Consider the following 23,334-nt stretch of genomic DNA (forward strand, 5'->3'; position numbering starts at 1 on the left):
GTTGCGATTGCGTAAGCACGACGATGGATGCCGCAAGAGGCGGCGGTCCTGACGCGGGCGGGGGAGAGCATTGATGCTCTGGTCACACCGGAGCCTATCCCGGTGCGACCTTCCGGCGTGAGCCGGCTTCTCAAACGAGGTATTGGTCGATCTTGCGCAGGACTTTTTCCTTGCTGAAGCCGAAATAGTCGAACAACACATCGGCCGGCGCCGACTCCCCGAAGCCGGTCATGCCGATGACCATGCCGTCGAGGCCGACGTAGCGCTCCCAGAACGAAGCGATGCTCGCCTCGATGGCAACCCGCTTGCGCACCGTTGGCGGCAGCACCGCGTCCCGATACGCCTTGTCCTGGTCGTCGAAGCGCCGTGTGCAGGGCATCGACACGACGCGAACTTGCATGCCCCGTTTCTTGAGCTCGGCGGCGGCGTCGACCGCCAACCCGACTTCCGAACCGCTGGAGATCAGGATCAACTCGGGCACGCCCTCGCAATCGACGAGAACATAACCGCCGCGCGTCACGGCCTTCAGTTGCTCGGGCGTGCGGGACTGCTGCGGCAGCGCCTGGCGCGTGAAGACGAGGGCCGACGGACCATCCATTCTTTCGATGGCCTGTTGCCAGCCGATCGCCGCCTCAACCTGATCGCAGCCGCGCCAGGTCTCGACGTTGGGCGTCATCCTGAGGGATGCGAGCTGTTCGACGGGCTGATGGGTCGGGCCATCCTCACCCAGGCCGATGCTGTCGTGGGTGTAAACGAGGATCACCCGCAGTTTCATCAGCGCCGCCATGCGGACGGCGTTGCGGGCATATTCCATGAACATCAGGAAGGTGCCGCCATAGGGCACGAAGCCGCCATGCAGGGCGATGCCGCTGAGGATCGCCGTCATGCCGAACTCGCGCACGCCGTAGTGGATGTAGTTGCCGTCGGCGGTGGCGGCGTTGACGTCGACCGAATTGGTCAGCCGTGTCAGGTTCGACGGAGACAGGTCGGCCGAGCCGCCGAAGAACTCGGGCAGCACCTCGGCGAAAGCCTTGATGGTGTTCTGGCTCGCCTGCCGGGTGGCAAGCGACGCCGGGTTGGCCTGCAGGCTGGCGATGTAGGCGTTGCTATGTTCGGCCCAGTTTTCGGGAAGCTCTTCGTGCGAGCGCCGCAGCAATTCCCTGGCGAGATCGGGATAGTCGCGGGCGTAGGCGTCGAAGGCCCGCTGCCAATCGTTCTGGAGCTCGGCCCCCCTGGCGCGGCCGTCCCAGGCCTTGAGAATGTCATCGGCAATGACGAAGGGCTCGGCCGTCCATCCCAGCTGCTTGCGAACCAGAGCCACCTCGGCCACGCCGAGCGGCGAGCCGTGGGCATCATGGCTGTCGGCCTTGTTGGGCGAGCCGAAGCCGATCGTCGTGCGGCAGCACAGAAGGCTCGGCTTGCCGCTTTCCCGATGAGACAGTTCGATCGCCGCGGCGACGGCCTCGGCATCCTGACCATCGATGTCCTCGACGACGTGCCAGCCGTAAGCGCGGAAACGCGCCACCTTATCCTCGGAGAACCATGTGTCGACGCGGCCGTCGATGGAAATGTGGTTGTTGTCCCAGAAGGCGATCAGCTTGCCGAGGCCGAGCGTGCCGGCCAGCGAGCAGGCCTCGTGCGAGATGCCTTCCATCAAGCAGCCATCGCCAAGGAAGCAATAGGTGAAGTGGTCGATGACCGCGTGGCCCGGCCGATTGAAGTGAGCGGCCAGCGTTCTTTCGGCGATGGCCATGCCAACGGCATTGGCGATGCCCTGTCCGAGTGGCCCTGTCGTCGTTTCCACGCCGGGTGTCTGACGATATTCGGGATGGCCGGGCGTTCTCGAATGCAGTTGCCGGAAGCCCTTGATGTCGTCGATCGTCAGGTCGTAGCCGGTCAAATGCAGCAGGGAATAGAGCAGCATCGACGCATGGCCGTTGGACAGGACGAAGCGGTCGCGGTTGATCCAGGCGGGGTCGGCGGGATTGTGCCTGAGATACTTGCCCCACAGCGCCACGGCCATGTCGGCCATGCCCATCGGGGCGCCCGGATGGCCGGAATTCGCCTTCTGAACGGCGTCGACGCTCAGCATGCGGATGGCATTTGCATAGGTCTTGTTTGCCAAATCCATTGTCCATCGCCTTTCGGGCGCTGCCCCTTGAGGGGCGTTGTGAGGAGAGCGGCGGTCATGCCGACACCTGATCCGCGCCGGTGGTCTCGGAGGGATGCATATGTCAGGAGCGAACCGATAGGCCCTTTTCGCGGCTATTTCAGGCCCGCTTACCGGCGAACGGCAGCGATGTCGCGCCATTGTCGAAGCAGATGTTGCTCGCGGCCATGCACGGCTGCGATCCATGACCAAGCTGGCTGCCGCAATGAGGATCTGGTGCCGGCCTTATAAAGGCGACACCCTGGGGAAGGGCGCTGGTGGGCGCCCTCCACTTGCGGGTTGTTCAGTTCAGCCGAACCACCTCGACGCGGCGGTTCTTGGCGCGGCCGTCCTCGCTGGCGTTGGTAGCGACCGGCGCCACCATGCCGATGCCGGCACTCTTCATGCGGTCGGCCGGAACCTGGAAGCGCTTGGTCAGCGCGCCGACCACCGCCGCCGCCCGCTTCTTGGACAGGTCGATGTTGTAGTCGAAGGCGCCGACGTTGTCGGTGTGACCGACGATGACCACCTTGAGGTCGGCGTTGTCCGACAAGAGCTTGGCGATCTCGGTCAGCGTTGGTTCGGACTCGGGTTTCAGCGTTGCCTTGTCGGTGTCGAACAGGATGCCGTAGAGCGCCACATGGCCGGAGGCATTGATATCCTTGGCCATCTCCTCGGCTTTGACCACCACCATCTTCTGCTCGCGCGCCTTCGGCTCCAGAATGTAGACGATGGCGATGGTGCGATTGTTGAAAGCGCCGCAATAGGGGCTGCCATCGGGGATGGTGTAGGTCTGGACGGCGAGGAAGCTGTCGCCGCCGTCGCCCGGCAGCCGGCCGGAGAAATAGCGCTGGTCGGTGATCGATGAGGTAACGGCGCAGGCGCCGTTGGAGAAGGCTCCATCCTTCAGGTCCCTCTCGGTGAAGAAGTGCATGGTGAGGCTGGTGTCGCCGCCGCCGCCCGAACTCGACCGGGTGGACGAGCCGCCGCAGTCCTCGCCCTTGCACTCCCACAGCACCTCGCCGCCGGCCGCCCTCAGCGCGTCCTGATAGTTGCGCAGCACCTCGAGCGGCGAGCGATCCTCCGGCTCGATATAGACGAGCCGCGTCAACTGGCCCTCAAGGTCTTTGGATTGCTTGGGCGCGTAGACGTTGTTGTTGCTGGCATCGAGCTTGCCGTTGGCCTCCAGCGGCGACAGCGGCAGATTGAAATCGGTGAATTTCTGCTGGGCATAGCTGACGATGAACGACCCCTCGTAGCGCGGCACCAGCGGATTGTCGGCGGCGCCCTTGATGTCCTTGGTCGGCAGCGTCGCGTCGGCAAGGGCGGCGGGAATAAAGCCGAGGAGTCCGAGGGCCAGCAGGGCGCCCGCTTTCCAGTGTGACATGGTTTGGCTCCGGGTTGGGTACCGATCGCGCCGTCATCCGGCGCGCAGTCCTCCCGCCGAATGCCTCCGTCGCTGGGGTGAGGATACAACTGGAAACATCGGGGCGTGTAAGCGATTACGCGTAGTTAGTCGAATGATTTTCAATGCGAAGGGCTGCATGGAGTTTCCCATCTGGAAACCGCAACGGATCGTTTCTGGTCGGCGAATGGTTGCTATGCCATTTGAAACGACCTATATTCACGTCAATAAATGTGGCGCGAGGTGTAAGGATGGGACTGGCTCAATATGCCGACAACGGCCTGTTCGCTGCGACCAAGATCGCCGACGCCTTCATGACGACCAAGGACGAGGTGGCGCGCTCGGCCGGCCTTGGCCGCGACGCCGTGCTGCGCATCGACCGCCTTCGCTCGGACAAGACCCAGCGGCGCCTGCGCGAGATGGTGGAGATCGTCAACAAGGTGGAGCCGCGCTTCGGCTCCGCCCTGATCGCCTATGCCTGGTACCGGTCGGAGCCGCTTGCCGGCTTCGGCGGCGCCACGGCGATGGCGCTGACGCAGCAGGGCCGGGCGGGTGAGGTGCTCGACTATATCGACGCGGTGGATGCCGGCGTCTTTGCCTGAGGCTCTTATGCGCTTCCAAGGTACCCTCTACCGCGCCCTCAATCCCGTTTATGCCAGGGAGCCGCTGTCGGGGCGAGGCGCACAACTCTATGGCGGCCGCTTCAACGCCAAAGGCACGCCGGCCCTCTATCTGACGCTCGACGTGCTCTCGGCGATCCGCGAGGCCAACCAGGTCGGCAGCCTGCAACCGACGACGCTGGTCGCCTATGAGGCGGATATCGACGATATCTTTGATAGCCGGGACACGGCAGCGTTGGCCGAGCGCGGCCTGGCGGTGGGCGATCTTGCGGCAACGACATGGCGCGACGAGATGCGGGGAACGGGCCGATCGAAAACACAGGGCTTTGCCGCCGATCTAGTCGATCGTGGATTCTCGGGGCTGCTGGTTCGCAGCTTCGCCCGCGGCTCGACGGAGACCGACCTCAACCTCGTCTTGTGGCGGTGGGTGGAGAGCGGGAGGTATCGGCTGACGGTGATCGACGACGAGGGAAGGCTGGGATGAGATGCGAAAGACGTCGGGTTATATTTTCATTTTTCCATCCACATTGCCTGTACGACGGGGGCGACCAGCAAAAGGGGCGCCTTTTTTGTTTCGCACTGGATTCTAGCAAGGCCACCTCCTTCGTCGGGCTTTCGGGCTCCGCATCTCATCTCTGATAATGTCCTTTATCAGTGACTGGAGGGGCAGATGAGGCGGGTGATTGACGGGGTCATGTATGACACAGACAAGGCGGAGGAGATTGGTTGTGGAAGCCATGATTCTGAGCTGTCGGATGCGGCGTGGTGTCTCTATCGAACGCCTGCTGGCGCGTTTTTTATGGTGGAAGCTGATCACGCTGGAGTGGTGGACACATTCCGTCCTGTGTCCGCTGGCGAAGCGCGAAAGTTTGTCGAACGCTGGGCAAATAGCCGCTACGAAGACTTCTGGCCGACTACCGAACCTATTCCAATAGGAGATAGCTTTAGACACGGCCAGATCGCCGAGTCTGGTGAAAGTGCGGGGGAGCATATGAGAGACGAAATCCAAACGAAGAAATTTCCGCCGTTCCCGTCGAGGGCGTTAGTTATTGCGGCCGCAAATATGCTCAAAGCCGAAGGGCATTCGGGCTTTGAAGCGTTACGCTTGGAATACGATTTATTGCAGACAAATGCCGGTCTGGGGGCTGGGTTAGCGGCGAGATCAACGTCCTTGGCGACTTTCGCGCTCGAAAACCCGGAAGCACGAACACCGGACGGCATATATCTTCAATCAGCAATTGTTGCTCGTGCAGGTGAACTCTATCGCAGTGGTACCATGAACAACATCGGTGAGAAGGAGAGAGATGCCTTCAAAAAAGCGTCTAGCGCAGCGGGCACCATGAATGACGTTTCGGAGTCGGGAAACGTAATATTTTCGCGTGATAATGAAAGCACAGCGCAGCTGTTAACTTCCGCGTCCACCGTTAGACCCACGTCTGTCAGTCGCAAGATTTCCGCAAGCCGCAAAGTCTTCGTTGTTCATGGTCACGATAAAGCTACGCTTGAAACAGTTGCCAGATTTCTAGAGCGTATCCGATTTGAGGCTATAATCCTTCATGAGCAAGCCAACCAGGGACGAACGATTATCGAAAAAATTGAGACGCACGGCGATGTCGACTTTGCTGTTGTGCTTCTCACACCCGACGATGTGGGGGCGACGGTTGGCGGCGAGCAGAAACCTCGTGCACGTCAGAACGTCATCCTGGAACTTGGTTATTTCATCGCCAAGCTGGGGCGACAGAAGGTCTGTGTGTTGAAGCGCGATGCGATTGAATTGCCGTCAGATTTTGCAGGGATAGTTTATCAAACCTTGGACGAAGGCGGCGGATGGCGCAATGCGCTCGCTCGTGAACTGGAGGAGGTTGGGTTCGAAATCGACTGGCGAAAGGTCGGGCGATCCTGAAACAGCTCTGTCCCCACCATTTCAATGGTGCCGAGAGTCATTACTTTCTCTGGCAATTGTGTCGCCTAATGTATTCTTGAGTTCTTCTCGATTTATACCCGGAACCAGAACACGCGGCGGGCCGTTGGCGACTTTACCGCTGGACGGAGGCCCCATGCCTCACCTCGATTGAAAGCGTCTCCTCTGTCTATGTGGCGCCTCAATCGGCTGGAAGCGTCTCGAACAGATCGAGGCATGCGACGCCCAATACACCGAAATGTCGGATGTTGCGTGTCAGTATAGTCAGCTCGTGCGCCGCCGCCGTCGCAGCGATGGCTATGTCGGCGAAGCCTGGGGCGTGGCCGTTGCCACGTGCTCGGTCCGCAAGCTCTCCGGCCATCCGGGCTTCGGTGAGGCCGAAGGGGAGGATGCGGTCGGCGTAGAGGTGTTCGAGTGTTGCCCACCAGTCCCGCAGTCGCGCTGCCTTGGCCGTCGCGCCCTCCCGCCGCAGCTTGGCGATGCCGGATAGGATCTCGGACGCCGTGACGACCGAGAGCGCCAGTTCCGGGGAGTGCCTGTCCAGCCATTCCACCACGTCGAGGCGGGGCTGTGCCGCTGTGGCGCTCGACAGGATGTTGGTGTCGACAAGGTATTTCACAGATCGATGTCCCGGAAGGACTGATCGCGTTCGGCGATGTCGCCCTGTTCCAGGTCGGACGACATGAGCAGGCGGCCGAAACTCGGCACCTGCGAAAGCCTCTGCCATTCCTCCCAGGAGAGGACGACCGCCGCCTTGCGTCCGTGCCGGGTGATGACCGCCGGCGAGCCCGCGATAGCCTGATCGACCACGGCCGATAGCGACGCCTTGGCATCCCGAAGCTGGATTTCGCGCATTCGACCCTCCATATGACCACTGTAGTCATATATCATAGGTGCAGGTCTGAGACGCAAGTGGCATATCGGTGCCGCCTCAAACCTCCATCACCTTGAAGAAGCCGCCGGCGACCAGCCGCTTTCCTTCGAAGATGGCGTCCTCGCCGTCTTCCGGCTGGATGCGCGGGTCGGACAGGACGTGCGGCAGGCACTCGTCGCGGACGGTTTTGCTCGGCCATTCGGTCCAGGAGAGAACCACCACTTCGCCGGGGCTGGTGGCGGCGGCGGCTCGGAAGTCGCGCAGCGCGGCGGCGTCAATCTCGGCCCGTGCCTCGTCGGCATGAAACTGCGCGTCGGGGTCGAGGACGCAGTCGATCACCCTGACGGCGCCGTAATCGCGATAGACGCTGGCGATCTTCTTGGAGAAGTGCCTGTAAGTCTCCAGTTTGGTTTCCGGTACCGGGATCAGGTAACAGTCAAAGTAAGACATTGTCTCTTGCTCCCTCCGCGACCTGTGAATCGTCTATAAGTTGCCGAAAAATCTACACTTTCTCGATTGATCGCCTGTCTTGGCATGGAATAATCGCGTTATTCGTTGCCGATGAGCAGATATATTAAATGCAAACGCTTCTTAATACCATTCCTGTCTCAGGGCAAACCTTGACAAAGTTCCCCTGGCTGCTACATGCCTCGCCCATCGGGGAGTAGTCACCGCCCTTGGGCGGGATCGTGTCAACAGGCTTGCGTGGATGCGCATGGCACGATCAGCCGAGAAATCGGCCCGGCAAGACCGTGGCGCCACCTGCTTTGTGCGGACAAGCGGGGCTGGAGCGCCCGGTCTGTTGTCCGTCGGAGCCTATCGATGTCGCCCTTTTCCATTGCCGTTCTCGCCGTCAGCATGTCGGTCGATGCCTTCGCCGTTTCCGTCGGGCGGGGCGCCGCCATTGGCCGGCCACGCTTGCGCGAGGCGCTGCGCACCGGCCTGGTGTTCGGCACCGTCGAGGCGCTGACGCCGCTGATCGGCTGGGCCGCCGGCTTCGCGGCCGCCCGCTACGTGGAGGCGGTCGATCACTGGATCGCCTTCGTGCTCCTGGCCGGCGTCGGCCTGCACATGCTCTACGCCGCCTTCCGCAAGGAAGACGCGGCGGCGCCGACCGGCAAGTCGCTCGCCCTCCTGATTGCAACGGCCATCGGCACAAGCCTGGATGCCATGGCGGTGGGCGTGTCGCTGGCCTTCCTCGACGTCAACATCATGGTCGTTGCCATCGCCATCGGCCTTGCCACCTTCGTCATGTCCTCCGGCGGCCTGATGATCGGCCGCCTGATCGGCGAACGCTTCGGCAGGATCGCCGAGGTGGTCGCTGGCATCGCGCTATGCGGGCTCGGGATGTTCATCCTGTTCGAGCACCTGACGGCGGTGTGAGGCCGATCGATCGCCTCCATCGACGATCAGGAAACGTGACGCAGGTGATTTGCCCGTGTGGTCTCTTCGCGGGTTCGCGCCAGGACGTCGCGTGCCGGCATCGGGCGGGAATAATGGAAGCCCTGGACCTGGGCGCAGCCCAGGCGCCGCAGCGTTTCGGCTTCCTGCGCCGTCTCGACGCCTTCGGCCAGTACCTGGAATTTCAGTCGCTCGCCAAAGCTGATCAAGGTGCTGACCAGTTGGGCATTTCTCTCCCGGCTGTCGATGCCGGAGATCAGGGATCGGTCGATCTTCAGCTTGCCGAAGGAGAGCGACGCCAGCTTGACGAGGGAGGAGTGTCCGGCGCCGAAATCGTCGATGGCGATCTTGACGCCGAAGGACATCAGCCTGTTGAGCTCGGCATTGACGCCCTTCAGGTCCTGGATCGTGTCCTCGGTGATTTCCACCTCGAAGCGGTCGGGGCGGATGCCGAGCAGGTTGATGGTGTCGAGCAGAATACCCACTGGGTTGCCGGTCAGGAACTCGACCGGCGAGATGTTGATGGCCACCGTGGAGGTGGCGTCTCCCACCTTGGTCAGCGCTCGCAGCAGCCGGCAGGCCTGACGGGCGACGAACTCCGTCAGCCGGTCGCCCATGTCGGCATTGCGCACCGCCGCCAGGATTTCCGCCGGGCTGATGGCGCCGAGTTCGGGATGCGTCCAGCGGATCAGGGTTTCATGGCCGATGACGGCGCCGGTGATCAGGTTGTGCTGCCCCTGGAAGACCACGTGGAGGCGGCCCTCAGCCAGGGCATCGCCAATCTCCGCCTCGATGCGCTGGCTTCTTTCGAGCTTGACGCGGAGGTCGGCGTCGAACCTCGATACCCGGTGCTTGCCCTTTCCCTTGGCCGCATAGAGGGCGATGTCGGCGGCGGCGAACAGTTGGGACAGCTCGTCGGCATCCTGCGGGAAGAGGGCGAGGCCGATCGACGCGCCGATCTCGAATGGGGTGCCATCGGTGGCAAATGGTCTTTCCATCTCGGCCACCACCAGTTCGCAGAGGGCTTCGGCCCGCTGTTCGTAATCGGTGGAGCCGATGATGATGGCAAACTCGTCGCCCCCGAGCCGGGCGATGAACTCGGTCGGCTGGCAGGCGTGGGAGATGCGGGTGGCGGCCTCGATCAGCACCTTGTCGCCGACGAGGTGTCCGCGCGTATCGTTGACCAGCTTGAAGTTGTCGAGGTCGACGATGGCGAGCGCCAGCCCCGCGCCCTTTGCCGGACCATTGCCCGAGCGAGCGAATAGTTCCGCATTGAACGCCGCCCGATTATAGAGACCGGTGAGGCTGTCGTGATTGGCGAGATAGTCCAGCTTGCGGTTGGAATCGTTGATCGTTTTGGCAAGTGCAAGCGAACTCAGGCGAGCTTCTTCCCCGTTGCAGAACCGCGCCGAACCGCGCCGGGCCTGGAGAACCATCATGGTGAGCAGCAGCAGGGTGTTGGCCCCTATCACGCCACAGGCGAGGTTACCCTGGGCAAAGAAGGTGCCGGCTGTGGCCAGCAGGATGGGCGTGAAGAACAGGATGCCTTGATCGGCAAGGGTCATGCTCTGAATGAGCGCGCCGGCGGATATGCCCGCCATGAGGAACGCCGTGATCGCCCCCGACAGCGTTTCGATGTGGCCAATCTGCAGAAGCGGCATGCAGGCCCACGGCACGCCGGCCAGGAAGGCAAGAAGGCGCAGCTGGAGCAGGCATCTCTCGGTATTGCGGACTGTCACCGACTTGTGGCGAATCACGAGGAGCCAGATGCCTCGCAGCACCGATGTGCCGATCACGGCGGCCAGCCACCAGGGGATCCATGAATAACCGGACTCGATATCGAGGACGATCGAACCCGACACGGATATCAAAATGGAGGCGATCAGGGTCGTAGGGAGATTGTTGAGAGCAATGTTCAGCTGTTCGGCCCGTATCTCCTGGCGATACGGCCGTTCATTGGGGTTTCCGCCCTGTGAAACCTCTGAACCGCTTGCCCCCATATACGCCCCCAAGGCAAATTGGGTGTTAAGTGTATCAGTAGAAATTATACTCGTTTTCTGTAGTTCTTCTCTGGCATGCGTGTTGTAACATATATTGTTTGAACTTCCCTTAAACGACGCTTCTGATTTCATTGATCGCGTCGTTGTGCACAACATCTGCGTGTGTGATCCACTCAGGTGGTGGTAATTACTTGAATGTTTACTGATAAAAATGCCTAATACTCAAGGTGCCCTGCGCCGGCAGGTGCTCGGTGGATAGTCTCACGACCGTCCCACGCGACGACCTCTCCAGAAAAAGAGGGGGATGCTGGTTCGCCCCGCCGTGCAGAGCGACAAGCCCGGCCGCGATAAAATCCGCGTGCTCACCGACCTCTCGGGCTTCCATGGTGGCGGCATATCGCGGGCCGACGTGGCGCGCTTCGTCCTCGATCAGGTGGAGGGCGATGCCTGGCTGCGTTAGTCGCCGCTGATTGCATGGTGAACCGCAAGATCGGTGGAGCGCGACCTATCTCAAAGGGCGTTGCTGACGCGGCATGCGGCGGCCCACATGGCGAGCGTCACTTGTCCGGGAACAATATCCGCTCATAGTCCTGCGCGGCATGCAGAACATGCAGGATTTCAAGGGCGTCGCCTCTGACGCGGTAAAAAATCAAATAGTCGCGGAAGGGGCGGCGGCGTATGCCGCTGAGTTCATAGCGAGGCTCGAGCGGGAAGCCCAAGGGCACCTCGGCAAGGGCGAGGCACTTGTCCCGCAGGGTTTGCACAAAGGTGACGGCCCGAAGCGGGTTATCCTCGGCGATCCAATCGCCAATTTGTTCGAGGTTGGCTTCCGCCTCGCCGGTGATGACGACGATCATTGCCGCTTGGCGTCCGCCATGGCTCGGTATTTCGCTTCGAGGCGGTCGAAGACTTCATTGGCGGGCTTAACGCGCCCGGCCTCGGAATCGGCCAAGCCTCGCCGGATTGAGGTGTCGAGAGCGGCGAGTTTCATTTCGCGCTCCTGCACCATGCGAACGCCTTCCCGCAGGACTTCACTCTTGGAGTTGTAGCGCCCCGATTTCACCAGCTCGGTGACGACCCCTTCGAGATTTCCCAGATCGACACTTTGCGCCATGGCCATGCTCTCCGTGCGCTCAATATGCATGGGCCAATAACTATTATCAAGTTGGCCACTATCCGACATCGGCAGCTAAATGCTGAACTGCTGGCCGATCTCGATCACCCGGTTGGAAGGCAGGCGGAAGAAGTCGGAGGCGTTGGTGGCCGACTTGGTCAGGGAGATGTAGAGGCGGTTCTGCCAGCGCGGCATCGCCGAGTTGACCGCCGGTCGGAACCAGCGCCGATTGATGAAGAAGCTGGTCGACATGATGTCGATCTTGATGCCGTACTTGCGCGCCTTCTCCAGCGCCATCGGCAGGTTGGAATCGTCCATGTAGCCGAAGGTGACGTGGATTCGCTTGAAGTCGCCGTCCAGTGGCAGCACCTCGATCCGCTCGTCCTCGGGCACATGCGGGGTCATGGCGTAGTCGACGGTGACGATCAGGTTGTGCTCGTGCAGCACGTGATTGTGCTTGAGGTTATGCATCAGCGCGCTGGGCGCGATGGTGGGGTCGGCGGTCAGGAACACGGCGGTGCCCTTGGCGCGGGCCGGCGAGGAGCGGGAGAGCATGCCGATGAGATCGCCGAGCGGGATGGCCTCGGCCCGCGCCTTGATGAGCGTCAGCCGCGTACCGCGCATCCACGACCAGATGGTCAAGCCGATGGCGCCGGCGACCAGCACCGGCACGTAGCCACCATCGAACAGCTTCATCAGGTTGCTGGCCAGGAACACCATTTCCACGGCCAGCATGGGCGCGATGATCGTCACGGCCCGCCACAGCGGCCATTTCCAGGCATAGTGGAACACGATGAAGGCCATCAGCGAGGTGCTGACCATGGTGCCGGTGACGGCGATGCCATAAGCGTTGCCGAGTTCGCTGGAGCTATGGAAGGTGAACACCAGGAACAAGACGCCGACCAGCAGCAGCCAGTTGACCTTGGGCATATAGATCTGCCCGACCTGCGCCGCCGAGGTGTGGCGGATCTCAAGGCGCGGTAACAGGCCGAGCTGGATCGCCTGCTGGGTCAGCGAGAAGGCGCCGGAGATGACGGCCTGGCTAGCGATGATGGTCGCCATCGTGGCGAACACGGCCAGCGGCACCAGCGCCCATTGCGGCGCCATCAGGAAGAACGGGTTTTCGATGGTCTCAGGGTGCGCCAGCACCATGGCGCCTTGGCCCATGTAGTTGAGGGCGAGCGAGGGGAACACCACGGCGATCCAGGCCCACTGGATCGGCTTGCGGCCGAAATGCCCCATGTCGGCGTAGAGCGCCTCGGCGCCGGTGACGGCAAGGAACACTGAGCCCATGACGGCGAAGGAGCCGAAGCCGTGATCGGCGAGAAAACCGATGGCCTGCAACGGGTTGATCGCCCAGAGTATAGAGGCGTCGTCGCCGATGTGCTCGATGCCGAGAACCGCGATCACCACGAACCAGACCAGCGTGATCGGGCCGAACCATCTGGACACGCTGCCGGTACCGCGCGCCTGGATGGCGAACAGGCCGATCAGGATGACGACGGTGAGCGGTAGCACGAAGCGGCTGAAGCCGGGTGAGGCGAGTTCCAGGCCTTCGACGGCTGAGAGCACCGAGATGGCCGGGGTGATGATGGCGTCGCCATAGAACAGCGCCGCGCCGACCACGCCCAGCACCGTCAGCGTCAGCGTGCGCCGGCCGATCGTCGCCTGGGCGAGCGCCAGCAGCGACAGCGTGCCGCCTTCGCCGCGGTTGTCGGCGCGTAGAATGAACAGCACGTATTTGACGGTGACGATCAGCGTCAGCGACCACAGCAGCAGCGACACGATGCCGATCACCTCGGCGCGCGTCAGTCCGTCGGCGGCGGCATGGTTCAGCGACTCCCTCAGCGCATAGAGCGGGCTGGTGCCGATATCGCCGTAGACGACGCCGATCGACCCAAGCGCCAAGGCCCAAAAACTCTGAACCTGCTGGCCGTGTGCTGAAGAACCCGACATGACAAGGCTAACTCCGAACTGTCCTTGCCGTGGAGATATATATCCGCTGTGCTGGGCGCAAATAAAATTGGCTTTATGGCGGGGCTTATCTTCTTTATGTTTTCTTTATACGGAGGATGGGTGGGTTTTGAAGCAGATTTGCTTTTAGTTGAGAAGTAAGAAAACATAAAGACGCTCCCTGGGCAGGCCGCACGGGGAGCCGCATTGCGTTGATCTGGAAGCCTATTAGGATGCAACCTGATCGCGTCCGATGCGACCAAGGGAGATCGCCTTGAACCTCAATGTCTCGCTGACCGAAGAATTGATGCGGTTCGTCAAAAGCAAAGTGGATTCCGGGCGCTATACCTCTGCCAGCGAAGTGGTGCGGGAAGCGCTGCGTCTCCTGGAGAGGCAGGATAGTCAAGAGGCGGAGAAGCTTCGTGGGCTTCAGCAGGCTTGGAAAGACGGCATCGAGAGCGGCGGTAGCCGTCTGGTGGCCGAGCTGCAGGCGTCTCCTCTCAAGGATCTTGCAGTCGAGCGGACGTCCTTCAAGGCGCCGGTACGGGATACTTCCTTGTGAGAGGTCGTCCAGGCCTCCGGCGCTGCTGAGGCCGAAAATGAATGGCAATAGGCCTATTCCGTGCTAGGATGCTTGCATGAAACAGAGAGCATCCAAGAGTTCAGTGGCTTCCGTTAACAGCAATATCGTTCTGGGGCGAGCTGCATTCAGGAAAATCAGTGCCGTCGAAGGTATAAAGCTTTCACAAAAATCAGAAGCTATGTTTGATGAATTCGACAGAAACGGTCTTTCGGCTGAAGAGCGTCGTCGGATTCTTCTGAAAAAGCACGCCAAGAAGGCCTGATCCAGGTGTTTTACGATGCTGTTCCCGATCCATACTGCTATTCGGGAACTACGGTACTCAAAAATCGCCTGGGGTTGAGAGATCAAGCGGAGCTGGATGCCTTTGAGCATGAGCTGACAGCTCAGCGCTTTAACGAGCCGCTTCCCATTGGTCGGTTGAGCGTCACTCATTATCGGGCGATTCACTGGCATCTTTTCCAAGATGTGTACTCGTGGGCTGGACGGTTTCGGACGGTCCGGATATCCAAAGGCGGAAACATGTTCTGCTATCCGGAGCACATCGCATCGGAAATGCGGAAGCTTTTCAGTGAGCTTAAGTCCGGGGCTTTCTTTCACGACCTGCCGTCAGCGGACTTCGCTGCACGCGCGGCACATTTCCTCGCCGATCTCAACGCCGTTCACCCTTTTCGCGAGGGCAACGGACGGACGCAACTGGTGTTCTTCACGGTTTTGGCGCTACAGGCCGGGCATCCCCCCAACCTGGATGGGCTTGATCCCGATGTCTTCCTCGCGGCCATGGTGAAGAGCTTTCATGGCGAGGAAGCCGCCTTAGCTGGGACGATTACCAAGCTTATAAGCGGAAAGCTTTAGCTAAGTTTGGCCGAAGGCCCACGAGAGCAGTGTTTTCTGGACAGCTGAAGGCTCGGATTATGTCGGATCTAAACGCGGAACCGATGTTGTCTTTATCCCGGTTTGCCCCTCAAGCGTGTTGTGGAACTGCCGTAGCATTTCCAAAAGGTGTAGGCTTTTGATCATAAATTTTTCGAAACGCCACGTCTCGAAATACTCGCCGATTATGCTGTCGGTGTCTTCGGCAAATTTGTGCCAGACTACCCAGGGCTTGTCGTCAGCCATTGTCCATGCGCCATGAACCACCAGGTTTCGATCGTCTGCAAGCTGCCGAACGGTATCTTTTAGAGCGTTGAGTTTTAGATCTGGCTGTGTTTTTTCAAAAGAATCTATGATTTCTGTGAAGTTTTCTTTCGTTGGGGCGCGTGCAATTTTAATGCGTTGCTTTAAGTCTGCGCCACTAATTATCCACGCAATTTCTATTAATTCTTGCTCTATACGGCCAAAGGCGATCACAGCGTCGGCAATGGCGAGCTTTATTTCACTAGGGATGTCATGCGAGAGCCGGACGCCTTGGGACATGGGAATATGCATAATGATCTCTGACAGCAATGACTCTGCACCGTATTGGCTGCCGATGGGATGTCTCGACTGGAACTCAATTTTCTGTCGAAGCTGGCCGGTACGCAATTCACTATTCGCGCAATAGATCTAGCCGTTCTTGGTTGATGATGCCGCCAGCCCGTTCGTTCATCCCCCTTTCGGCCTCCCGCACACCAAATAGACCCCCGCCATGATCATCGCCATGGCCCCGGCTTTGCCGAGAGTGAAGGTGTCGGGGAAGGTGGGGAGGGCGATGGCGGCGAGCCAGACGATGACGTAGCTGAGGCTGAGCAGCGGGTAGGCGATGCTGAGGGGGAGCGATTTCAGGGCGAAATACCAACTCAGCATCGACGCGACATAGGTGACAAGCCCGGCGGCGACGGCCAGCGTTGCCGGCCAGACGTGCCAGAGCGCCGGAACGAAGGTCGCGAGGTCGGCCATCGGTGGCAGGGCGGCGATGCCTCCCTTCATCAGCAGCTGGGCGGTACTGGCCAGCAGCACGCTGAGCAGCGCCGGGCCGGAGCCTTTGGGCAGGCTCATGCGCCGCGCCCCATGAAGATGACGCCGAGCACGATCAGCGCGATGCCAATCCATTGCCTCGGGGTGATCGTTTCCTGCCAGAACCAGCGGGCGGCCAGCGTCACCAGGATGAAGTTGAGGCTGAGCATGGGGTAGGCGACGCCCACCGGCACCCGCTGCAGAACGGCGAGCCAGAGCAGCATGGCCGACCCCAGGCAGATGAGGCTGACGCCGAGCCAGATCAGAACATGGCGGCGGCGGGAACCTCGCGTCGGCTCGCCGCTTGCCGCCTGCTTTTGCGCCAGTTGGCCGGCGCAGGTCAGGATGTTGACGGCGAGAATGTCGATCATTGCTGCTTGTACCAGAGAAGCGCCATGCGTCCCTGCCGGATGACCCGGTCGGGAGGCGGTGTCATGGTCATCGGCTGGTCCGGCTTTGCCAGCGGCAGGACGAGCGCCACGCTTCCCTTGTGCCGATGGATGGCCAGCCAGTCTTCGAAGTCATCGGCGGAAACGAGACGGTCGGAGCTGTCGGGATAGCTCAGGCCGTCGGCTACTTCGCCCGGCCAGCTGTAGATCAGCACATCGTCGCGCCCCTCGGCGAAGGCGATGGCTGATGCCCAGGCGGGGCCGTAGGCGAGAATGGTGTTGCTATCCTGAAGTTCCGGCGACACCTGCGAGATGAACCATTGCGGGTTCTTGTCGGTGACGACCGATTGGGGAAGCACGCTGCCGACCACCAGCGCCACGCCGACCGGGCAGAGCGCCGCCCAGTGCCAGCGCCGCTCCGGCTTTCTCAGCGACAGCCAGCCGATGCCGCCCCAGACAAGCAGGGCGAGGGCGGCGAGCGCCACCTTGTTGGCTTCGCTTGGCGCGTAGAGAGACCTGATGCCGATGGCCCAGGGCGACAGGAGGACGAGCACCGTGAGGGCAAGACCCAGCCCGAGCGCGAGGTTGATCCAGCCGTTGACGACGAACAGCCTCATCGTGCCGGCCGTCGCGGCGCGGCGGGCCATCAGCATGGCCAGCGGCGCCATTGAGGGCAGGATGTAGGTCGGCAGCTTGCCTTCGGCGAGGCTGAAGAAGAGGAGCGGCATCACCACCCAGCCCAAGAGATAGATCAGCGCCGGGTCCTTGCGCCGGCCGGTCCAACCCAGGGTGAGCGAAGCGGGGAGAAGCGCCAGCCAGGGCAGCGTGCCGGCGACGAGCACCGGAAGGTAGAACCAGAAGGGTTGCTTGTGCTGGGCGTGGGCGCTGTCGGCGAAGCGCTGGATGTGTTCCACCCAGAAGAAATAATGCCAGAAGTCGGGCTGCTCGCGCCACACGGCGATCGCCCAGGGCGCCGACACCACGGCGGCGCTCAGGATGGCCAGCGGGCCGTAGGTCAGCACCTGCCGCCAGCGGCGCTCGACGGCGACGAAGGGCAACACGGCGACCACCGGTACGGCCAGCGCCAGGAAGCCCTTGGTCATGAAGCCGACGCCGCAGGCAACGCCGAGCAGAAGGTAGCCACCGATCCGGCCGCTCCGCGTCTCCGCCTCGGTCGCCAGCCAGAAGGCGCACATGGCGGCCACCAGGCACAGCGTCACGGCGGCATCGACCGACCCATAGGTGCCGACGGCGTAGACCAGGAAGGACGACAGATAGATGGCAACGGCGACAAACGCCGTCCGCCGGTCGCGCCAGAGGCGCATGGTCAGCCAGTAGACCAACCCGGCGGCCAGCAGCGTCGAGAACACAGCGCCGGCCCGGACGCCGAAATTGTTGTCGCCGAACAGCCCCATGCCCACGGCGTTGACCCAAAGGCCGCCGGCCGGCTTTTCGAAATAGCGAAGCCCCAGGAAATGCGGCGAGATCCAGCTGCCGCCGTCCAGCATTTCCTGGCTGATTTCGCCGTAGCGCAATTCGTCGGGCAGCCAGAGGCGGCGGCCGGGCAGCGGCAGGACGTAAGTGAGCGGGATCAGGGCGAACCACAGCCACGCCTGCCAGCGCTTGATCATCGGCCCGCGCTTTATCATCGGGGGGTCTCCGCCGGCAGCTGTACGCCCAGCCAGCCATCGCGGCCGGCGACGGCGCCGCGCGTCACGCACCCCTCCGGCAGGGTGGAGAGATCGTCCGGCAGCAAATCGCCGAGGGGGCAAAAGGTGATGTCGGCCCGCGAGGCTTGCTTCAGGAGGTCGCCGAACTGGTCGGCCATGGCGATGCCTTCCACCTCCGCGTGGATGACGTAGACCGGCGTGCCCGTATCGTCGGCGATCTTCTTGAGAATGAAGGCATTGTAGTCGGCGGCCGAGGTTTGCCGCCCGGCCACCTCGTCCCAGGTCGGGAGCGTCGTCGGAATCTGTGGCGTGCCGAGCGATCCATCGGCAAGGCGAGGGCGGAACGGGCCGGTGCCGCGACAGTCGCTGTTGTAGCGGAAGCCCAAAGCCTGCTTGGCCGCGATCGCCGTCTGATCGGCCCGCCAGCCGGCAACCGCCGAACAGTCGATCTGGCGACCGACGATGCACTCCAGCGCCGTCAGGCCCTTGTGGATATCGCGCGCCATGCGGGTCTGATCCCAGAGTCCGGCCCAGGTCTGCCAGGCGAAATGATCCCAGGCGTGCAGGCCGATCTCGTGGCCTTCCGCCGCCGATCTGGCGATGATGTCGGCGTGCGCCCTACCGATGGAGCGGCCGGGCCAGGCGGTGCCGGCGAGCAGGATATCCCAGCCGTAGAGCGAGGCGGCGTTGGAGCGCAGCATCTTCTTGAGGAAGGTCGGGCGCATCAGGCGCCAGAGGTGGCGGCCCATGTTGTCCGGCCCGACCGAGAAGAAGAAGCTCGCCCTGACATCGTGCCGGTCGAGCAGGTCGAGCAGGCGGGGCACGCCGTCGCGCGTTCCCCGGAAGGTATCCACATCAATACGCAGGCCGACTTGCTTCATCTGACTGTTGCAAAAGCGACTTTTGAATGTGCCATCCGAACGGACGGCTTTGCTTCAACGGCGTCAAGCGTCAAGTTCGTCCCGTTGGCGGTAGGGTCGCCGTCCACCGTCCTCAGGAAGAAATCCAGCGTTTCGCCGACCGTGTGCGTCATGTCAATGCTCGGGCGCCATTTCAGCAGGCGTTCGGCGTTGCGGATGCTCGGCTTGCGGTGCTCCACGTCCTGATAGCCCTTGCCGTAATAGCTGCTGCTTTCGACATCGCGGAAGCCGGCGAACGGCGGGAATTGGTGGCGCAGCGGGTGCCTCTCGAAGCTGTCGAGCAGCATCTCGGCCAGCTCGCGGATGCTCGCCTCGTTGTCGGGGTTGCCGATGTTGATGATCTGACCGTCGCAGGCGCCGTCGCGGTTGTCGATGATGCGGAACAGCGCCTCGATGCCATCCTTGATGTCGGTGAAGCAGCGCTTCTGGGCGCCGCCGTCGATCAATTTGATCGGCGTGCCCTCGACGAGGTTGAGGATCAGCTGGGTGATGGCGCGCGACGAGCCGATGCGCGCCGCGTTGAGGGTGTCGAGGCGCGGGCCCATCCAGTTGAACGGCCGGAACAGGGTGAAGCGCAGGCCTTCCTTTTCGCCGTAGGCCCAGATGATGCGGTCGAGCAACTGCTTGGACACCGAGTAGATCCAGCGCTGCTTGTTGATGGGGCCGACCACTAGATCGGAAGTGTCCTCGTCGAAGTTGGGGTCGGTGCACATGCCGTAGACCTCGGAGGTCGACGGGAAGATGATCCGCTTCTTGTACTTGACGCAGTAGCGGACGATCTTGAGGTTTTCCTCAAAATCCAGCTCGAACACGCGCAGCGGATTGCGCGTATATTCGATCGGCGTGGCAATCGCCACCAGCGGCAGGATCACGTCGCATTTCTTGATGTGATACTCGATCCATTCGCTGTGAATGGAGATATCGCCCTCGACGAAATGGAAGCGCGGATTGTGAAGGAAGCGCGAGATGGCGTCCGAGCCGATGTCGAGGCCGTAGACCTCATAGCCATCCTCGGCGAGCAGCCGTTCGGTCAGGTGATTGCCGATGAAGCCGTTGACGCCGAGGATCAAGACGCGGGTCGGCCGCTTGGCCGAGACCGCCGGCGCATCGGCGAGGACGGCGCCGGCGACGAGGCCGAGGCTTTCGGCGAGCTGTGCGCCCTGAAGGTAGACGCCCTGGTCGCCCTGGCCGGTGGTGATCTCCAGCGCGCCGGTGCCGCAGGCCATCACGAAGGGGGCGGTGCTGAGCACCGTGCCCGGCCGCGCCGGAGCGAAATCGTCGCGCACCTTGGCCTGCCAGACGATGAACTTGGTGGCGCCGGCCTGGCCGAAGGCGCCGGGCCACGGCTGGGTGACGGCGCGGATGAGATTGTAGATGTCGCGCGCCGGTTTCCGCCAATCGATCCGCCCGTCATCAGGGGTACGGCGGCCGACGGTGGTCGCCTTGGCGTGGTCCTGTTCGACCTCGATGGCGGTGCCATCGGCAATGGCGGGCAGCACGTCGGTCAGCAGGCTTTTGGCCGCGCCCTTCAGCTTGTGGTGCAGGCTGAGCGCGGTGTCGTTGTCGTCGATGGCCACCTTCTTCTGGGCGAGGATGGCGCCGGCATCGGCTTTGGCCACCATGCGGTGCAGCGTGACGCCGGTCTCCGCCTCGCCGTTGACCAGCACCCAGTTGAGCGGCGCCCGGCCGCGATAGCGCGGCAACAGCGAGCCGTGCAGGTTGAAGGCGCCCTTGGGCGCCAGGGCCAGCAACTCGGGCTTCAAGAGGTGGCGATAGTAGAAGGAGAAGATGACGTCCGGCGCCATCGCCCGGATGCGCTCGACCCATAGGGGATGATTGACATCCTCCGGCGCGTAGACGGGAATGCCGAGTTCGGCGGCGGCGCGGGCGACCGAGCCGAAGAACTGGCTTTCCTGCGGGTTGTCGGCGTGGGTGAACACCGCCTCGATGGCATAGCCGGCGGCGACCAGGGCTTTCAGGCCGACGCAGCCGAGATCGTGATAGGCGAATACGACAGCTTTCATGGTTTGTTGCCCTGTGCGGTAAAACGCGGGTCTTGACCGACGATGGTGTGGACGAAGTAGCGGGGGCGGGCGCGGACGTCGTTGTAGATGCGGCCGATGTATTCGCCGAGCAGCCCCATGGCGACGAACTGGGCGCCGATGAAGAAGAACAGGATGGCGAACAGCGTGAACACGCCCTCGGCCGCCCAGGTGGCGCCGAGGAACAGGCGCATCGCCAGCAGCAGGATGGTCAGCGCGAAGCCGCCGAGCGCGATGAACGAGCCGACGACGCTCAACAGGCGCAGTGGCGTGGTGGTGAGGCAGGTCACCAGGTCGTACATCAGGTTGATCAGCTTCATGAAGCTGTACTTGGATGTGCCATGCTCGCGCTCGGCGTGGCGCACCTCGATCTCGGTGGCGCGGCGGGCGAAGGTGTTGGCGAGGATGGGAATGAAGGTGCTGCGCTCGTGGCAGTTCAGCATGGCCTCGACGATCGGCCGGCGGTAGGCGCGCAGCATGCAGCCGTAGTCGCTCATCGCCTTGCCGGTGGTGCGCTTGATCAACAGGTTGATCATGCGCGAGGCGGTCTTGCGGAACAGGCTGTCGCGCCGGTTGGCGCGGATGGTGCCGACCACGTCGTATTTGGCCGCCATGTCCACCAGATGGGGAATTTCCTCCGGTGGGTTCTGCAGGTCGGCGTCCAGCGTGATGATCAGATCGCCGGAGACGTGGCCGAAGCCGGCCATGATGGCCGAATGCTGCCCGTAATTGCGGTTGAGGATGATGGCGACCACCCGGCTGTCCGGCGCCTCGGCGGCCTCGGTCATCAGGGCGGCGGAGCGGTCGGAGCTACCGTCGTCGACCAGCAGGATCTCGTAATCGCAGTCGAGCAGCTTGCAGGCGGCGGTGGTGCGGGCGATCAGCTCGGGCAGGCACTCTTGCTCGTTGAACACGGGAATGACGACCGAGACTTTGGTGATCGGGGGCATATCCGAGAGGTTCATGGCTTGACGATCTCCCTCAGCGCGGAGACCACCCGGTCGACGTCGGCGTCCTGCATGTCGGGGAACAGCGGCAGCGAGCAGATGCGCGCCGAGTTCCACTCGGTGTTGGGTAGCCAGAGCGTCGGATAGCGCTCGCGGTAGTATTTCTGGGTGTGGGCGGCGCGGAAATGCAGGCCGGTGCCGATGCCGCGCTCTTTCAGCGCCGCCATCAGCCCGTCGCGATCGATGCCGCAGCGCGCTTCGTCGACGCGGATGATGTAGAGGTGCCAGGCGTGCTGTTGCGGCCAGGCGGGCAGGGCGAGCGGGGTGAGCGGCAGGCCGGCCCATTGCGAGACATAGCGGGTGGCAAGCTCGGCGCGGCGGGCGTTGTGGGCGGCGAGCGTCTTGAGCTGGACCAGGGCGATGGCGGCGTTGATGTCGGCGAGATTGTACTTGAAGCCGGGCTGGATCACCTCGGCCTGCGGCGCCCGCCCTTGCGTCAGCCGGTCGAAGGCATCGACGCCGAGGCCGTGGAACTTCAGGCTACGGACGCGGGCGGCGAGATCGGCGTCGTCGGTGACGATCATGCCGCCTTCGGCGCAGGTCATGTTCTTGATGGCGTGGAAGGAGAAGATCGCCGTGCCCTGGGCGCCGATATGACGGCCCTTGTAATACGTGCCGCTGGCGTGCGCCGCGTCCTCGATCAGGGCGATGCCGTGGCGACGGGCGACGGCGCGGATCGGGTCGAGGTCAAGCGCCGCGCCGGCATAGTGCACGGGAACGATCGCCTTGGTGCGCGGCGTGATGGCGGCTTCGATGGCTTCTGCCGTGACCATCAGCGTGTCGCGGTCGACATCGATCATCACCGGCGTTGCGCCCAAGAGCTCGATCATGTTGAGCGTCGAGACCCAGGTGAGCGATGGCGTGATCACCTCGTCGCCGGGCTTAACCCCGAGCGCCATCAGCGTCACGTGCATGCCGCCGGTGGCCGAGCTGACGGCCACCGTGTGCCGGGCGCCGGTCAGCGCTGCGAAGTCGAACTCCAGCTCGGCGGTCTTGGGGCCGGTGGTGATCCAGCCGGAGCGCAGCACGTCGGCGACGGCGATCAGTTCGTCCCCGCCCATGGACGGGCGGGAAAAGGGGAGGAAGTCAGCCATAAAGAACGCAGTTCACCTTGCTTGCCGAAGCCGGGGCCAACTTCGGCGTGTTTCCTGCGCCGAGGCATATGTCGGCAAACTGAAATGGAACTGAAGTTCGTCAGCGCGGCGGAGAAGCCTTGTTAAGGCCCGCTTTTTGTCGCGTTTTCTCCCGCTTTCGCGGTGGCTTGGCGCCGGTTTGCGGACGGCAAAATGAAAAATCGCCCCATCGTTGCCGAGGGGCGATTTCAGGCTGCTCGCTATCTCTGATTTCAGAGGCG

General features: G+C 62.4%; 25 protein-coding genes and 1 riboswitch. Of the genes, 8 read left to right on the forward strand and 17 right to left on the reverse strand.

Annotated elements, in window-relative coordinates; genetic code table 11:
• Positions 1–130: 130 nt before the first annotated feature.
• A complete protein-coding gene (tkt, locus tag AB6N07_RS10120) occupies positions 131–2,131 on the reverse strand; it encodes a transketolase (protein ID WP_370677676.1) in 2,001 nt (666 codons plus the stop codon).
• Positions 2,132–2,453: 322 nt separating this feature from the next.
• Positions 2,454–3,536, reverse strand: a complete 1,083-nt coding sequence (locus tag AB6N07_RS10125) for a DUF4892 domain-containing protein (RefSeq protein ID WP_370677677.1) — start codon at positions 3,534–3,536, stop codon at positions 2,454–2,456.
• Positions 3,537–3,805: 269 nt separating this feature from the next.
• On the opposite strand from AB6N07_RS10125, the gene AB6N07_RS10130 reads away from it, so the two are divergent.
• From AB6N07_RS10130 to AB6N07_RS10140, 3 genes are all read left to right on the forward strand, one after another.
• Entirely contained in the window at positions 3,806–4,156 is a 351-nt protein-coding gene (locus AB6N07_RS10130; protein WP_370677678.1) for a hypothetical protein, read from the forward strand.
• A 7-nt stretch (positions 4,157–4,163) separates the two neighbouring features.
• Positions 4,164–4,658 (forward strand): RES family NAD+ phosphorylase, encoded by a 495-nt coding sequence (locus AB6N07_RS10135; protein ID WP_370677679.1) that lies wholly within the window; start codon positions 4,164–4,166, stop codon positions 4,656–4,658.
• 186 nt (positions 4,659–4,844) lie between these two features.
• Entirely contained in the window at positions 4,845–6,077 is a 1,233-nt protein-coding gene (locus AB6N07_RS10140; RefSeq protein ID WP_370677680.1) for a TIR domain-containing protein, read from the forward strand.
• A gap of 199 nt (positions 6,078–6,276) precedes the next feature.
• Here AB6N07_RS10140 and AB6N07_RS10145 read toward each other — a convergent pair whose 3' ends face one another.
• The 3 genes from AB6N07_RS10145 to AB6N07_RS10155 form a co-directional block, all read right to left on the reverse strand.
• Positions 6,277–6,714, reverse strand: a complete 438-nt coding sequence (locus AB6N07_RS10145) for a PIN domain-containing protein (RefSeq protein ID WP_370677681.1) — start codon at positions 6,712–6,714, stop codon at positions 6,277–6,279.
• On the reverse strand, positions 6,711–6,950 hold the full coding sequence (locus tag AB6N07_RS10150; protein ID WP_370677682.1) for a type II toxin-antitoxin system Phd/YefM family antitoxin: 240 nt from the start codon (positions 6,948–6,950) through the stop codon (positions 6,711–6,713). Before AB6N07_RS10150 ends, AB6N07_RS10145 begins: the two co-directional genes overlap by 4 nt.
• 76 nt (positions 6,951–7,026) lie before the next feature.
• Positions 7,027–7,419: a DUF1428 domain-containing protein gene (locus AB6N07_RS10155; RefSeq protein WP_370677683.1), complete on the reverse strand. Its 393-nt coding sequence runs from the start codon at positions 7,417–7,419 to the stop codon at positions 7,027–7,029.
• Positions 7,420–7,616: 197 nt separating this feature from the next.
• A riboswitch (yybP-ykoY riboswitch) is annotated at positions 7,617–7,789 on the forward strand.
• Positions 7,790–7,791: 2 nt separating this feature from the next.
• On the opposite strand from AB6N07_RS10155, the gene AB6N07_RS10160 reads away from it, so the two are divergent.
• Positions 7,792–8,352, forward strand: coding sequence for a manganese efflux pump MntP family protein (locus tag AB6N07_RS10160; RefSeq protein ID WP_370677684.1), 561 nt, complete (start codon positions 7,792–7,794; stop codon positions 8,350–8,352).
• Between the two features lie 26 nt (positions 8,353–8,378).
• Here AB6N07_RS10160 and AB6N07_RS10165 read toward each other — a convergent pair whose 3' ends face one another.
• On the reverse strand, positions 8,379–10,502 hold the full coding sequence (locus tag AB6N07_RS10165) for a putative bifunctional diguanylate cyclase/phosphodiesterase (protein WP_370677685.1): 2,124 nt from the start codon (positions 10,500–10,502) through the stop codon (positions 8,379–8,381).
• A 172-nt stretch (positions 10,503–10,674) separates the two neighbouring features.
• Between AB6N07_RS10165 and AB6N07_RS10170 the strand changes: the two genes are divergently transcribed.
• Complete coding sequence (locus AB6N07_RS10170; RefSeq protein WP_370677686.1) at positions 10,675–10,830, forward strand: NAD(P)H-binding protein; 156 nt, start codon at positions 10,675–10,677, stop codon at positions 10,828–10,830.
• Positions 10,831–10,927: 97 nt separating this feature from the next.
• On the opposite strand, the gene AB6N07_RS10175 is transcribed toward AB6N07_RS10170, so the two are convergent.
• The 3 genes from AB6N07_RS10175 to AB6N07_RS10185 form a co-directional block, all read right to left on the reverse strand.
• Positions 10,928–11,227, reverse strand: a complete 300-nt coding sequence (locus AB6N07_RS10175; protein WP_370677687.1) for a type II toxin-antitoxin system RelE/ParE family toxin — start codon at positions 11,225–11,227, stop codon at positions 10,928–10,930.
• Positions 11,224–11,484 (reverse strand): type II toxin-antitoxin system ParD family antitoxin, encoded by a 261-nt coding sequence (locus AB6N07_RS10180; RefSeq protein WP_370678216.1) that lies wholly within the window; start codon positions 11,482–11,484, stop codon positions 11,224–11,226. Before AB6N07_RS10180 ends, AB6N07_RS10175 begins: the two co-directional genes overlap by 4 nt.
• Positions 11,485–11,559: 75 nt before the next feature.
• Positions 11,560–13,440 carry a potassium transporter Kup gene (locus AB6N07_RS10185; RefSeq protein WP_370677688.1) on the reverse strand — a complete coding sequence of 627 codons (1,881 nt, stop codon included), beginning with the start codon at positions 13,438–13,440 and terminating at the stop codon, positions 11,560–11,562.
• A 271-nt stretch (positions 13,441–13,711) separates the two neighbouring features.
• Here AB6N07_RS10185 and AB6N07_RS10190 point away from each other — a divergent pair, with 271 nt between their 5' ends.
• The 3 genes from AB6N07_RS10190 to AB6N07_RS10200 all read left to right on the forward strand — a co-directional run bounded on the left by AB6N07_RS10190 (position 13,712) and on the right by AB6N07_RS10200 (position 14,872).
• Positions 13,712–13,999: a type II toxin-antitoxin system ParD family antitoxin gene (locus AB6N07_RS10190; protein WP_370677689.1), complete on the forward strand. Its 288-nt coding sequence runs from the start codon at positions 13,712–13,714 to the stop codon at positions 13,997–13,999.
• Positions 14,000–14,075: 76 nt separating this feature from the next.
• On the forward strand, positions 14,076–14,282 hold the full coding sequence (locus AB6N07_RS10195; protein WP_370677690.1) for a hypothetical protein: 207 nt from the start codon (positions 14,076–14,078) through the stop codon (positions 14,280–14,282).
• Between the two features lie 5 nt (positions 14,283–14,287).
• A complete protein-coding gene (locus AB6N07_RS10200; RefSeq protein WP_370677691.1) occupies positions 14,288–14,872 on the forward strand; it encodes a Fic/DOC family protein in 585 nt (194 codons plus the stop codon).
• A gap of 57 nt (positions 14,873–14,929) precedes the next feature.
• On the opposite strand, the gene AB6N07_RS10205 is transcribed toward AB6N07_RS10200, so the two are convergent.
• From AB6N07_RS10205 to arnB, 8 genes are read right to left on the reverse strand one after another with little or no spacing between them, the layout of a single operon-like run.
• On the reverse strand, positions 14,930–15,541 hold the full coding sequence (locus AB6N07_RS10205; RefSeq protein ID WP_370677692.1) for a hypothetical protein: 612 nt from the start codon (positions 15,539–15,541) through the stop codon (positions 14,930–14,932).
• Positions 15,542–15,601: 60 nt separating this feature from the next.
• Positions 15,602–15,994 carry a 4-amino-4-deoxy-L-arabinose-phosphoundecaprenol flippase subunit ArnF gene (gene arnF, locus AB6N07_RS10210; protein WP_370677693.1) on the reverse strand — a complete coding sequence of 131 codons (393 nt, stop codon included), beginning with the start codon at positions 15,992–15,994 and terminating at the stop codon, positions 15,602–15,604.
• Complete coding sequence (gene arnE, locus AB6N07_RS10215) at positions 15,991–16,323, reverse strand: 4-amino-4-deoxy-L-arabinose-phosphoundecaprenol flippase subunit ArnE (RefSeq protein WP_370677694.1); 333 nt, start codon at positions 16,321–16,323, stop codon at positions 15,991–15,993. Before arnE ends, arnF begins: the two co-directional genes overlap by 4 nt.
• Positions 16,320–17,990, reverse strand: a complete 1,671-nt coding sequence (gene arnT, locus AB6N07_RS10220; RefSeq protein ID WP_370677695.1) for a lipid IV(A) 4-amino-4-deoxy-L-arabinosyltransferase — start codon at positions 17,988–17,990, stop codon at positions 16,320–16,322. The genes arnE and arnT overlap by 4 nt, the downstream gene beginning before the upstream one ends.
• The gene (gene arnD, locus AB6N07_RS10225; RefSeq protein ID WP_370677696.1) at positions 17,987–18,892 is read right to left on the reverse strand and encodes a 4-deoxy-4-formamido-L-arabinose-phosphoundecaprenol deformylase; all 906 of its coding nucleotides are present in this window, start codon (positions 18,890–18,892) and stop codon (positions 17,987–17,989) included. Before arnD ends, arnT begins: the two co-directional genes overlap by 4 nt.
• A complete protein-coding gene (arnA, locus tag AB6N07_RS10230; protein ID WP_370677697.1) occupies positions 18,889–20,955 on the reverse strand; it encodes a bifunctional UDP-4-amino-4-deoxy-L-arabinose formyltransferase/UDP-glucuronic acid oxidase ArnA in 2,067 nt (688 codons plus the stop codon). Before arnA ends, arnD begins: the two co-directional genes overlap by 4 nt.
• The gene (arnC, locus tag AB6N07_RS10235; RefSeq protein ID WP_370677698.1) at positions 20,952–21,938 is read right to left on the reverse strand and encodes an undecaprenyl-phosphate 4-deoxy-4-formamido-L-arabinose transferase; all 987 of its coding nucleotides are present in this window, start codon (positions 21,936–21,938) and stop codon (positions 20,952–20,954) included. The genes arnA and arnC overlap by 4 nt, the downstream gene beginning before the upstream one ends.
• On the reverse strand, positions 21,935–23,074 hold the full coding sequence (gene arnB, locus AB6N07_RS10240; RefSeq protein WP_370677699.1) for a UDP-4-amino-4-deoxy-L-arabinose aminotransferase: 1,140 nt from the start codon (positions 23,072–23,074) through the stop codon (positions 21,935–21,937). Before arnB ends, arnC begins: the two co-directional genes overlap by 4 nt.
• Positions 23,075–23,334 lie beyond the last annotated feature (260 nt).

Origin of the sequence: Pleomorphomonas sp. PLEO (genome assembly GCF_041320595.1) — a bacterium.
Classification (GTDB): Bacteria; Pseudomonadota; Alphaproteobacteria; order Rhizobiales; family Pleomorphomonadaceae; genus Pleomorphomonas.

What these genes read in the sequence shown, in the direction of transcription:
- arnB (WP_370677699.1), bottom strand. Translation starts at nt 23,074, where the DNA reads ATGGCTGACTTCCTCCCCTTTTCCCGCCCGTCCATGGGCGGGGACGAA.
- arnC (WP_370677698.1), bottom strand. Translation starts at nt 21,938, where the DNA reads ATGAACCTCTCGGATATGCCCCCGATCACCAAAGTCTCGGTCGTCATT.
- arnE (WP_370677694.1), bottom strand. Translation starts at nt 16,323, where the DNA reads ATGATCGACATTCTCGCCGTCAACATCCTGACCTGCGCCGGCCAACTG.
- AB6N07_RS10170 (WP_370677686.1), top strand. Translation starts at nt 10,675, where the DNA reads ATGCTGGTTCGCCCCGCCGTGCAGAGCGACAAGCCCGGCCGCGATAAA.
- AB6N07_RS10165 (WP_370677685.1), bottom strand. Translation starts at nt 10,502, where the DNA reads ATGAAATCAGAAGCGTCGTTTAAGGGAAGTTCAAACAATATATGTTAC.
- AB6N07_RS10185 (WP_370677688.1), bottom strand. Translation starts at nt 13,440, where the DNA reads ATGTCGGGTTCTTCAGCACACGGCCAGCAGGTTCAGAGTTTTTGGGCC.
- tkt (WP_370677676.1), bottom strand. Translation starts at nt 2,131, where the DNA reads ATGGATTTGGCAAACAAGACCTATGCAAATGCCATCCGCATGCTGAGC.
- AB6N07_RS10175 (WP_370677687.1), bottom strand. Translation starts at nt 11,227, where the DNA reads ATGATCGTCGTCATCACCGGCGAGGCGGAAGCCAACCTCGAACAAATT.
- AB6N07_RS10150 (WP_370677682.1), bottom strand. Translation starts at nt 6,950, where the DNA reads ATGCGCGAAATCCAGCTTCGGGATGCCAAGGCGTCGCTATCGGCCGTG.
- arnF (WP_370677693.1), bottom strand. Translation starts at nt 15,994, where the DNA reads ATGAGCCTGCCCAAAGGCTCCGGCCCGGCGCTGCTCAGCGTGCTGCTG.
- arnA (WP_370677697.1), bottom strand. Translation starts at nt 20,955, where the DNA reads ATGAAAGCTGTCGTATTCGCCTATCACGATCTCGGCTGCGTCGGCCTG.
- arnT (WP_370677695.1), bottom strand. Translation starts at nt 17,990, where the DNA reads ATGATAAAGCGCGGGCCGATGATCAAGCGCTGGCAGGCGTGGCTGTGG.
- AB6N07_RS10135 (WP_370677679.1), top strand. Translation starts at nt 4,164, where the DNA reads ATGCGCTTCCAAGGTACCCTCTACCGCGCCCTCAATCCCGTTTATGCC.
- AB6N07_RS10130 (WP_370677678.1), top strand. Translation starts at nt 3,806, where the DNA reads ATGGGACTGGCTCAATATGCCGACAACGGCCTGTTCGCTGCGACCAAG.
- AB6N07_RS10125 (WP_370677677.1), bottom strand. Translation starts at nt 3,536, where the DNA reads ATGTCACACTGGAAAGCGGGCGCCCTGCTGGCCCTCGGACTCCTCGGC.
- arnD (WP_370677696.1), bottom strand. Translation starts at nt 18,892, where the DNA reads ATGAAGCAAGTCGGCCTGCGTATTGATGTGGATACCTTCCGGGGAACG.
- AB6N07_RS10180 (WP_370678216.1), bottom strand. Translation starts at nt 11,484, where the DNA reads ATGGCGCAAAGTGTCGATCTGGGAAATCTCGAAGGGGTCGTCACCGAG.
- AB6N07_RS10155 (WP_370677683.1), bottom strand. Translation starts at nt 7,419, where the DNA reads ATGTCTTACTTTGACTGTTACCTGATCCCGGTACCGGAAACCAAACTG.
- AB6N07_RS10195 (WP_370677690.1), top strand. Translation starts at nt 14,076, where the DNA reads ATGAAACAGAGAGCATCCAAGAGTTCAGTGGCTTCCGTTAACAGCAAT.
- AB6N07_RS10140 (WP_370677680.1), top strand. Translation starts at nt 4,845, where the DNA reads ATGAGGCGGGTGATTGACGGGGTCATGTATGACACAGACAAGGCGGAG.
- AB6N07_RS10160 (WP_370677684.1), top strand. Translation starts at nt 7,792, where the DNA reads ATGTCGCCCTTTTCCATTGCCGTTCTCGCCGTCAGCATGTCGGTCGAT.